This window comes from Micromonospora deserti (genome assembly GCF_003236335.1).
Classification (GTDB): Bacteria; Actinomycetota; Actinomycetes; order Mycobacteriales; family Micromonosporaceae; genus Micromonospora; species Micromonospora deserti.
This window is the reverse complement of record NZ_POUB01000212.1, coordinates 1-10,508: the sequence shown is the minus strand read 5'-3', so window position 1 is coordinate 10,508 and position 10,508 is coordinate 1. Positions and strand designations below refer to the sequence as shown.

At 76.4% G+C, this 10,508-nt stretch carries 9 protein-coding genes; all 9 read right to left on the bottom strand.

Going from position 1 to position 10,508, the window contains the following annotated elements; genetic code table 11:
- Positions 1-102: 102 nt before the first annotated feature.
- Positions 103-498 (bottom strand): SCO2097 family morphological protein, encoded by a 396-nt coding sequence (locus C1I99_RS23765; protein ID WP_111136428.1) that lies wholly within the window; start codon positions 496-498, stop codon positions 103-105.
- 115 nt (positions 499-613) lie between these two features.
- The gene (locus tag C1I99_RS23760; RefSeq protein WP_111136427.1) at positions 614-1,873 is read right to left on the bottom strand and encodes a DNA polymerase IV; all 1,260 of its coding nucleotides are present in this window, start codon (positions 1,871-1,873) and stop codon (positions 614-616) included.
- A gap of 54 nt (positions 1,874-1,927) precedes the next feature.
- Positions 1,928-3,202, bottom strand: coding sequence for an alkaline phosphatase family protein (locus C1I99_RS23755; protein ID WP_111136426.1), 1,275 nt, complete (start codon positions 3,200-3,202; stop codon positions 1,928-1,930).
- Positions 3,199-3,966: a methyltransferase domain-containing protein gene (locus tag C1I99_RS23750; protein ID WP_111136429.1), complete on the bottom strand. Its 768-nt coding sequence runs from the start codon at positions 3,964-3,966 to the stop codon at positions 3,199-3,201. The genes C1I99_RS23755 and C1I99_RS23750 overlap by 4 nt, the downstream gene beginning before the upstream one ends.
- Positions 3,967-3,999: 33 nt before the next feature.
- A complete protein-coding gene (locus C1I99_RS33450; protein ID WP_199562368.1) occupies positions 4,000-4,176 on the bottom strand; it encodes a hypothetical protein in 177 nt (58 codons plus the stop codon).
- 97 nt (positions 4,177-4,273) lie between these two features.
- Positions 4,274-7,669 carry an error-prone DNA polymerase gene (locus C1I99_RS23745; protein WP_111136425.1) on the bottom strand — a complete coding sequence of 1,132 codons (3,396 nt, stop codon included), beginning with the start codon at positions 7,667-7,669 and terminating at the stop codon, positions 4,274-4,276.
- Positions 7,670-7,822: 153 nt separating this feature from the next.
- Complete coding sequence (locus tag C1I99_RS23740; RefSeq protein WP_111136424.1) at positions 7,823-9,406, bottom strand: DNA polymerase Y family protein; 1,584 nt, start codon at positions 9,404-9,406, stop codon at positions 7,823-7,825.
- Complete coding sequence (imuA', locus tag C1I99_RS23735) at positions 9,403-10,188, bottom strand: DnaE2-dependent mutagenesis accessory factor ImuA' (RefSeq protein WP_111136423.1); 786 nt, start codon at positions 10,186-10,188, stop codon at positions 9,403-9,405. Before imuA' ends, C1I99_RS23740 begins: the two co-directional genes overlap by 4 nt.
- Before the next feature lie 88 nt (positions 10,189-10,276).
- Positions 10,277-10,508, bottom strand: a 232-nt coding sequence (locus C1I99_RS23730; protein WP_267897510.1) for an SAV_6107 family HEPN domain-containing protein, incomplete at its 5' end; no start/stop codon positions are given.

Sequence of the window (10,508 nt, the reverse complement as noted above, 5' to 3'; positions counted from 1 at the left end):
GTGCGGGGCCCGTGGGGCGTGGAGAAGCATCGGAGGTCGCCGGGGCACCCGGCGACGCCGGTCGTCGTCCTGGTGGTGGGCCCGCTCAGCGGCGGGTGGGTGTCAGCGGTGCCCCTCCGGGCGCTGCCGCCACCGGTCCTCCATCCGGTCCAGGATCGACGGCCGCCGACCCGAACGACCGCGGGGACGGCGACGACTGGTCGTGCCGCCCACGACGTGCAGGTCGGGTGACTGCGCCCGGCGGTGCGACTGCACCGCGAACGCGGCCGAGGCCAGCATGACGACGAAACCCGCCACCGCCAGCGGTGGGGTCTTGATCACCGCGCCATAGACCAACAGGGCCAGACCAGCGATGATCACGCCGGCAGCGACGAGCAGGCGACGCCGCGCGTGGAAACGCGGGTCGCTGGCGCGCACGGCCGAGGCGAATTTGGGGTCCTCGGCAAGCGACCGCTCGATCTGCTCGAACAGCCGCTGCTCGTGCTCCGAGAGCGGCACGGCACTCCTCCCCGGTCACGTTGGTCGGCCCGGTCGGGCCGACAGACCGTGGCAGCCAACCGGCTGCTTACCCGCAAGTCTACGAGGGGTCTCGCGTGCCGGAAAGCGGGACGACCTACGGCCGGGGTGGATTTTCATTTCGTCGCGGATCTTTCCGGCCGAGCAGACTGGCCGGACCTATGACGGACCGCCCGAAACGGGCAGCCGCGGCGTCGGCGGCAGCTTCCGCCTCCCGCCACCCCCGCTCGGGGGCGCCGAGGGTGAGCTGCCGGGGCGTCTCCTCCGCCGCGGCGAGCCCCTCCACCCGCACGCCGACCAGCCGGATCCGCTCGCCGGGATCAAGCACGGTGTAGAGCGCCCAGACCGTGTCGAACATCTCCCGGGCGACGTCGGTGGGCACGTCGAGGGTGCGCGACCGGCTGACGGTGCGGAAGTCGGCCAGCCGCACCTTCAGCGACACCGTCCGCCCGACCTGCCCGGCGCGGCGCAGCCGCGCGCCGACCTTCTCGGCGAGGGCGAGCAGGGCGCGGCGGATCTCCACCGGGTCGGCCACGTCGGCGTCGAAGGTGACCTCGGCGCCGATCGACTTCTCCACCTGCTCGGGGCTGACCCGGCGCGCGTCCCGCCCCCAGGCCAGCTCGTGCAGGTGGGTGGCCGCCGCCTCACCGAGCGCCGCGCGGAGCATGCCGGACGGCGCCTCGGCGAGATCGCCGATGGTGGCCAGGCCCAGCCGGCGCAGCGTCTCGGCGGAGCGCTCCCCCACCCCCCACAGCGCGGAGACCGGCAGCGGGTGCAGGAAGTCGAGCACCCGCGCCGCCGGGACGACCAGCAGCCCGTCGGGCTTGGCCCGGGTGGAGCCGAGCTTGGCCACGAACTTGCTCGGCGCCACCCCGACCGAACAGGTCAGCCCCTGCTCTCGCGCGACCCGTTCGCGGATCCGGCGGGCGACCGTCACCGGCGGGCCGAACAGCCGCCGGGCGCCGGACACGTCGAGGAACGCCTCGTCCAGGGAGAGGGGCTCGACCAGCGGGGTGACGTCCCGGAAGATCTGCATCAGGGCCCGGGAGGCCGCCGAGTACTCGGCGAAGTCCGGCGGCAGGTAGGCCGCGTGCGGGCACAGCGCCCGGGCCCGCATGGTCGGCATGGCGCTGCGTACGCCGTAGCGCCGGGCCTCGTAGCTGGCGGAGCTGACCACCCCGCGCGGGCCGACCCCGCCGACCACAACGGGCCGGCCCCGCAGCTCCGGGCGGCGGCGCACCTCGACCGAGGCGAAGAAGGCGTCCATGTCGACGTGCAGGATCGGGCACCCGGAGTCGTCGGCGTCCGGCCCGAACCGGGGATCGCCGCCCCGGGGCAACGACTGGCTGCGACCCATTCCCGCAGGCTAGCCCGAGGGTCCGACGAACCGGCGCCGGGCCGACCGGCCCGGTCAGCCCCGGAGCACCAGGAACGGGATGGTCATCTCGGCCGCGGTGTCCGACCCGTGGTACGCCACCAGCCGGGAGGCCATCGGCGGCTCGGACCGGGTGGCCAGCACGGCGTACGTCGCGTTGCAGACGACCACCACGTCACCGATGCGGTCCAGGTGCTCCGCCGGCACCGGCCCGAACCAGCCGGAGGCCACCACCTCCTCGCGGGTGCGGACCCGGGCCGCGTCGCCGAGCACCGCCGACCAGGTGGCCAGCACGTCGTCCCGGGCACCCGGTGTCACGTGCAGGTAGCGCACCCGGGGCTCGCCGGCGACCACCTCCACCCCGGCCCGCAGCCGGGGGTCGGTGTCCAGGTCGAAACGGTGCCCCGCCGGCACGTCGAGTTGGCCGTGGTCGGCGGTGGCCAGCAGGGCGGCGTCCGGCGGCAGCCCGTCGACGAGGCGGGCGAGCAGCCGGTCCACCTCGGCGGCGGCGTGCCGCCAGGGCACCGAGTCGACCCCGGTCAGGTGGCCGTGCCGGTCCAGGTCGGGGTGGTAGCCGGAGACCAGGGTGGGACCCGGTCCAGCGGCCAGCGCGGTGAGCATCTCCCCGGCCAGCGCGTCGACGCCGGCCGCTCCCCGGTAGTCGCCGCCCCGGTTGGCGGCCACGGTGAGCCCGCTGCCCCCGAACTCCGGCCGGCTCACCACCGTCACCGCCACCCCGGCGGCCCGGGCCCGTTCCAGCTGGGTGGGGACCGGCTGCCAGCGCAGCGGCTCCGGGTCACCGGCCCATTCGACGTGATTGAGCACCCGGTCGGTGCGGGGCACCCGCAGGGTGAACCCGAGCACCCCGTGCCGCCCGGGCGAGGTGCCGGTGCCGAGGGTCACCAGGCTGGTCGGGGTGGTGGAGGGGAAGCCGGAGGTGAGCGCCCGGCCGGCGGTCGCGACGAGCCCGGCCAGGGTGGGCGCGTACGGCGCGGCGGTCGGGACCTGGTACCAGCCGAGGCCGTCGATGAGCAGCACGGCGACCCGGCGGACCCCGGCCAGGGCGGCGGTGAGCCCGAGCGGGTCGGTGGCTCCGGGCACGCCGAGCACGGCGAGGGCGCTGGGCAGCACGTCGGCGAGGCTCCCCGCGCCGTAGCGCGGCCCGACGGTCGCCAGCGGGTCGTCGCGCCCGAGCCCGCCCGGGCCGGCGGACCCCGCGCGGGGTGGGACCGGGCGGGTCCAGCCGCCCGGGTCGGTCGACCCGGGGGCGGGCGGCGTCTCGGCCTCGGCCGGCTCGCGGGAACCGGTCATGCCGGGCGGCGGGCGAACAGGTGCAACTGGGCGGCGAGGTCCCGCCAGGGCGCCCGCGCGGCCAGCGCCCGCTCCAACTCGACCAGGGCCGCCGGCTGGCCGTCCGCGACGGCGGCGGGAAGCAGGTCGGCGAGCACGCGTACGCCGTGGATCTCCTCGACCACGAGCCCGGCGGCGGCCAGCAGCGCGGCGGCGCCCTCGGCGTCGTAGCGCCGGCGCAGGGTGTCCCGGGGGCCGGCGGCGCCGGCCGGGTCGGCGGCCAGCGTGGCCGCGACGTCGAGGTGGCCGTTCATCGCCCGGCCGAGCACCGCGGCGGCCCGGCCGGCGACCAGCACGCTGGCGGCGCCGCCCGGGCGCAGCGCGGCGGCCAGCGCCGCGACCACCGGCGCCGGATCGTCGACCACCTCCAGCACGGCGTGGCAGAGCACCAGGTCGGCGCTGCCCGGCTCGACCAGCGCGGCGAGCGCGTCGCCGTCGCCCTGCACGGCGCGTACCCGGTCGGCGACCCCGGCCTCGGCGGCCCGGCGGGTCAGCGCGGCGAGCGCGTCGGGACTGGCGTCGACCACGGTGACCCGATGCCCGGCCTGGGCGAGCGGGACGGCGAAACCGCCGGTGCCGCCGCCGACGTCGAGCACGGTCAGGTCGGTGTCGCCGCGTCGGTCCAGCTCGGCGCGCAGCACCGACCAGATCACGGCGGTACGGGGGGTCAGCGACGGCCCGGCGAGCCGGCCTCGGGTCTGCTCCACCCGGTCGAGCCTAGTCACCTGGTCCACCCCCGCCGGGGGCGCCCGGTCCGGTCAGGACTCGCCGTGGCCGCCGTCCTCCTCGGCCCGGGACCGCAGGGCGTTGGCGACCGGGCCGTCGGTGATCTCGTACTTTCGAGGCTCGGTGTGGTGCATCGGAGTCCAACCGGCGGTGAGCCGGGTCCGGCGGGAGTTGGCCACCCCGCCGTGGTACGCGTGATTCCCCGTCATGGTTCGGTTCCCCTCGTGCCGCGCGGGCCACTCTGCCCGCACGACCAGCAGTCTCCCGCCGTCCGGGACGGAAAACCGTAATGTGGATCACTGGCGGTCAGCGGAAGTCGCGGGAGGTCGGGCTGACCGGCGGTTCGATCGCGTCCAGCCGGTCGGCGGTGAGGTTGATCACTCCCTCGTGCCGCTGCAACCGGCCCCGCACCACCAGCGCGGCGCTGGTGCGGGCCACCCGCCGGTAGCGCTGCCACAGCCCTGGCGAGCAGGTGACGTTGAGCATCCCGGTCTCGTCCTCCAGGTTGAGGAAGGTGACCCCGCCCGCGGTCGCGGGGCGCTGCCGGTGGGTGACGATCCCGCCGACCCGGATCCGCTGGCCCGGCTCCACCCGGCCGAGCCGGGCGATCGGCACCGCGCCGAGGGCGTCGAGCTGCGGGCGGATGAACCGGGCCGGGTGGCTCTCCGGCGACAGCCCGGTGGCCCACACGTCGGCGACCAGCCGGTCCACCGCCTCCATGCCGGGCAGGGCCGGCGCGACCGCGCCGGTGACCGTGCCGGGCAGCCGGCCCGGCCGGTCCTGGGCAGCCGCACCGGCGGCCCAGAGCGCCTGCCGCCGGGTCAACCCGAAACAGGCGAAGGCGTCCGCGGTGGCCAGCGCCTCCAGCTGCGCGGCGGTGAGACCGGCCCGCCGGGCCAGGTCCGGCAGGTCGCGGTACGGCCCGTGCGCCACCCGCTCGGCCTCGATCCGCTCGGCCGCCTCCGCGCCGAGAGTACGCACGCTGGACAGCCCGAGCCGGACGGCCGGCCCGCCCAGCCCCCAGGTGTGCGGCGGCTCCCCCGGCACGCTGCCCCACCGGGTCTGCGGGGTGGACTCCAGCACCGCCCTGGCGCCGCTGGCGTTGATGTCCGGCCGGCGTACCTCCACCCCGTGCCGGCGGGCGTCGTCGACCAGGGTCTGCGGCGAGTAGAAGCCCATCGGCTGGGCGTTGAGCAGCCCGGCCAGGAACGGCCCCGGGTGGTAGCGCTTGAGCCAGGAGCTGGCGTAGACCAGGTAGGCGAAGCTCATCGCGTGGCTCTCCGGGAAGCCGTAGCTGGCGAACGCGGTGAGCTTGCGGTAGACGTCGTCGGCCAGTTCCCCGGTGATGCCCCGCTCGGCCATGCCCGCGTAGAGCCGGTCGGCGATCCGGGCCATCCGCTCGACGGAGCGCTTGGCGCCCATCGCCCGGCGCAGCTGGTCGGCCTCGGCGGCGTCGAAGCCGGCCAGGTCGATGGCGAGCTGCATCAGCTGCTCCTGGAACAGCGGCACGCCCAGGGTCTTCTCCAGCGCGTTGCGCATCAGCGGGTGCGGGTAGGTCACCGGCTCCTGGCCGTTCTTGCGTCGGATGTACGGGTGCACCGAGCCGCCCTGGATCGGGCCGGGCCGGATCAGCGCCACCTCGATCACCAGGTCGTAGAACTCGCCGGGCTTGAGCCGGGGCAGGGTGGCCATCTGGGCACGGCTCTCCACCTGGAACACCCCGACCGAGTCAGCCCGGCAGAGCATGTCGTAGACCTCGGGATCGTCCAGGGTCATGTCGCCGAGGTCGAGGCTCATCCCGATCATGTCGTAGCCGTAGTGCAGCGCGGAGAGCATGCCGAGGCCGAGCAGGTCGAACTTGACCAGGCCGACGGCGGCGCAGTCGTCCTTGTCCCACTGGAGCACGCTGCGCCCGGGCATCCGCCCCCACTCCACCGGGCAGACCTCGATCACCGGTCGGTCGCAGATCACCATCCCCCCGGAGTGGATGCCCAGGTGCCGGGGGAACGTCTGCAACTCGTTGGCGTACGCGACGACCTGCTCGGGGATGTCCGCCACGTCGACCGTGGCGACCGATCCCCAACGGTCGATCTGCTTGCTCCAGGCGTCCTGCTGGCCGGGCGAGAAGCCGAACGCCTTGGCCACGTCCCGCACCGCCGAGCGGGGACGGTAGGAGATGACGTTGGCGACCTGGGCGGTGTGCTCCCGGCCGTAGCGGGCGTAGACGTGCTGGATCACCTCCTCCCGGCGGTCGGACTCGATGTCCACGTCGATGTCCGGTGGGCCGTCCCGTTCCGGGGCGAGGAACCGCTCGAAGAGCAGCCGGTGCCGGACCGCGTCGACGTTGGTGATCCGCAGCGCGTAGCAGACCGCCGAGTTCGCCGCCGAGCCCCGGCCCTGGCAGTAGATGTCCTGCTCCCGGCAGAACGTGACGATGTCGTAGACCACCAGGAAGTAGCCGGGGAACCCCAGTTCCTCGATCATGTCCAGCTCGTGGTCGAGCTGCGCGTACGCCCTCGGGTGCGCCTCCCGGGGGCCGTAGCGCTCCCGGGCGCCGGCGAAGGTCAGGTGGCGCAGCCAGCTCATCTCGGTGTGCCCCGGCGGCACCGGGTACGCCGGCAGCCGCGGCGCGACCAGCTGGAGGTCGAAGGCGAGTTCCGCCCCGAACTCGGCGGCCCGGGCCACCGCCCCCGGGTACGCGGCGAACCGGGCGGCCATCTCGGCGCCGCTGCGCAGGTGGGCGGTGGCCGCCGCGGGCAGCCAGCCATCGATCTCGTCGAGGCTGCGCCGGGCCCGGACAGCGGCGACCGTGGTGGCCAGCCGGCGCCGGGCCGGGGTGGCGTAGTGCACGTTGTTGGTGGCCACCGTGGGCAGGCCGGCGGCCGCGGCCAGCTCGGCGAGCGCCTCGTTGCGGTCGGCGTCGACCGGGTGCCCGTGGTCGGTGAGCTCCACCGCTACCGTCTCCGCGCCGAAGAGCGCGGTGAGCCGGTCCAGCTCCCGGGCCGCCGCGTCGACCCCCTCGGTGAGCAGCGCCGACGGCACGTGCCCCTTGCGGCAGCCGGTGAGCACCAGCACGTGGTCGCGCAGCTCGGCGGCGACCTCCTCCAGCTCGCCGTAGACCGGGCGGCCCTTCTCGCCGCCGCGCAGCTGGGCGCGGGAGATGGTCGCGGCGAGCCGGGCGTACCCCTCGTGGCCGTGGGCGAGCACCAGCAGGTGCGCGCCGAGCGGGTCGGGCTCGCCGTTCTGCGGGCCGGGCAACCCGAGGGAGAGCTCCGCGCCGAAGATGGTCGGCAGCTGCAGCGCGCGGGCCGCCTCGGCGAAGCGCACCACCCCGTAGAAGCCGTCGTGGTCGGTGACGGCGAGCGCGGTGAGCCCCAGCCGGGCCGCCTCCTCGGCCAGTTCCTCCGGGTGGCTGGCGCCGTCGAGGAAGCTGAAGTTGGTGTGCGCGTGCAGTTCGGCATACGGCACCACGCCGTCCGGGCGGGTCAGCTCGGGCGGCTGGTACCGCTCCCGGCTGCGGCTCCAGGAGGGGCCGTCCCCGCCGTCGGCGTCCACGGCGAGGGGGTCCACCACGTGCAGGTGCCGCTCGTCCCGCGACCGCCAACCGGGTCGGGCGCCGCCGGCCGGACCGGTGCCGGATCCCCGGCCGGAGAGCACGCGCTCCAGCTCCGACCAGGGCAGGTTCGGATTGTGGAAGCTCATCCGAGCACCCCCGGGCCGACAGCCGGTGAGAGCTTGGAAGGCTTCGCCCGCTGGACGGGCCCGACGTCTTCAAGGCCCGGATGCCTCGGGGCGGCCGGGCCCGCGGCACCCGAGCGACGCCGACACCGGCGCCTCGGCTCCTCGGCGTGACGCTCAGTCATAGATCGCCTCCACCAGCCACTGACCGGCCTCGACCGCGAGCAGTAGGGCCGCGCCGTCGGCGAGGCAGACCTGGAACCGGGCCCGACGCCGGGCCTCGGCCGGCGCCCACCAGCGCTCGTCGACCGGCCACGGGCCGGCCCAGCCGACGATCTCGACCGGGCGGGCGGTGCCGACGGCCAGCCGGGCCGGCGCGGCGCTGAGCTGCAGCCGCGCGCTGACCACGACCGGCTCCCCGGCGGCGTCGTGCACGGTCGCGGCGAGCGGGTCGGGCAGCACCACGGCCGGCGCGGGTGGGGGGAGCCGGCCCGGCCACGGTGGTTCACCCGGCCGCGCCGCGGCCCCACCGGGCCGGGCCGGAAGCCGTTCGTCCCCCCACGGCACCAGGCGGACCTGGTCGGCCGGGGACCGCCCGCCGCCGAGCACCGCGGTGACCACCGCCTCGGGGCCGAGGATGCCCTGCACCCGGCTCAACGCCCGGTACGCCCGCTCCCGCTCCTCGCCGGCCTCCCCCCACAGGCCGGGTTGCAGGCCGGCCTGGGCGATCACCCCGTCGGGAACCAGCCGCAGCCGGATGATCCCGGCCGTCGGTCGGGCCGCTCGGGCGCCGGCCCGGCCGGTGCTGCCGGAGAGCCAACCGTCGAGTTGCCAGCGCACCCGGTCGGCGATGGCCGCAGCGGTGAGCAGGCCGTCATGCCGCCAGACCCGGTGCAGCTCCTGCCCGTGGGCGGTGACCGCCTCGATGCCGAGCCGGGTGCAGGCCAGCCCGTGCGCGGCGAGCCGGTCGTGCAGCTGTTCGGCCAGCGCGCGGGCGGCGAACGCCGCCGCGTCGACCCGGTCGAGCGGCTCGTCGTGGTCGGCGGTGACCGCCAGGTCGGCGGGGGGCTGCCGGACGGCGAGCGGGCGGTGGTCCCGCCCGGCGGCCAGCCGGTGGGCCAGCGCGCCGTCGAAGCCGAACCGGGCCAGCACGTCGCCGGCGGGCAGCGCGGCGAAGTCACCGAGGGTGCGTACGCCGAGCCGGCGCAGCAGGTCGGCCAGGGCCGGCCGGCCGAGCGCCTCGACCGGCAGGTCGGCGAGGAACCCCGGCGTGCCGCCGGGCGGGACCACCCGGCCGCTGCGGGCGGCCAGCCCGGCGGCGAAGACCCCGTCAGCGATGCCGACCTGGCTCTCCACCGCGCAGGTCAGGGCGACATGCTCGACGATCCGTTCGGCCGCCGCCTCCTCGCCGCCGAGGTAGCGGCTCGGGCCCCGAGCCGCCACCGCACAGGCGCCGGGCCGGACCACCTCGACACCGGCGACCAGCTCCTCGACGGCGGCGACCACCGGCTCGAACGCCCGAGCCTCCCGCCCCGGGTCGTACTCGACGACGGTGAGCTGCGGGCACCGCCCCTGCGCCTCCCGTTTGCGCAGCCCCCGGCGTACCCCCTCGGCGCGGGCCCGCTCCGAGCAGGCGACCACCCGGTTGGCGTGCAGCACGGCTACCGGGCCGGTGGCGGGCACCCCGTCGACGATCTCGGCGGCGAGCACCGGCCAGTCCGGGCACCAGAGCAGCAGCGTCCGCACCGGTTCCCCGCTCACGCCGGCCCGACCAGGGTGAGGGCGACCCGACGGGACGCGGAGGCCGGCGGCACCGGGCGGAGCCGTCCGGCGGTCGACCGGCCGGTGGTGGAGGCGACGGACGTGGTGGACGCCGGGCGGGGGATGACCCGGGTGAACCCGTCACCGGGCAGCCAGACCTTGATCTCCCTGGGCCGGGCGGCGGCGCCACGGCCACGGGCCGAGACGGTGACCTCCCGGCGGCGCAGCCGGCCCCGACCCGGCCCGAGCCCCTCCCAGGCGCCCCGGACCACCTGCAGGGTCACGTCCGCGCCGTCCCACCGCCCGTACGGGACGAGGACACTGCCCCGCTGGCGGGCCCGGGCGGCCAGCCGGTTGGCGACCGAGGCGGAGACCGCGGCCGGCACCGCGGTGACCACGACGTCCACCCCGTCGATCAGCGCGGCGACGACGGTGGCCCACTCCGGCCCGGGGTGGGGCACCAGGGCGAGCCGGTCCAGGGCGATGCCGAGCTCGGCGGCCGCACCCGCCCCGAACGTCGGCACCCCGACCACGGCGCACCAGGAGCCGGCGCGGGACGCCTCGGCGAGCAGCGCCAGGACCAGGGAGGTGCCGCCGCTTCGCCGGGGCTGCCCGATGGCGACCGCGATCGTGCTGCCCCGGCGCAGCCCCCGGTTGGGCAGCAGCCCGGTCAGCTCCGGGGCCACCGGGAGCACCCGGTGGCCGCCCGCCGGGTCCGGCGCGCTCGCCGGGCGCACCAGACCGGCCAGTGCGGCGGAACCGACCACCATCCGGCCCGCCATCGGACCTACCCCCCGTCGTGCTGCTGGATCAGATGTACGTGGTGCCCCGGCCGCCCGGCTCCCCCCGCCGGACGGCCGGGTGCCACCGTCAGGCGGCGAGACCGTCGAGTGACGGTTGGTGGACCACGCCGAGGGCGGTCTCCACCACCGTGACGAACTGTTCGGCGGCGCGCAGCAGGTCGTCGGCCTCCCGGGCGGTCACCACCCGCGGGATGCCGGCCTCGGCGGCGGCCCGCTTGCCGGCGCCGAGGGCGAAGAACCGGGCCCACTCGTCGAGCTCGGGGGCGACACCGGAGAGCAGGACCCAGACGCTGGTGATC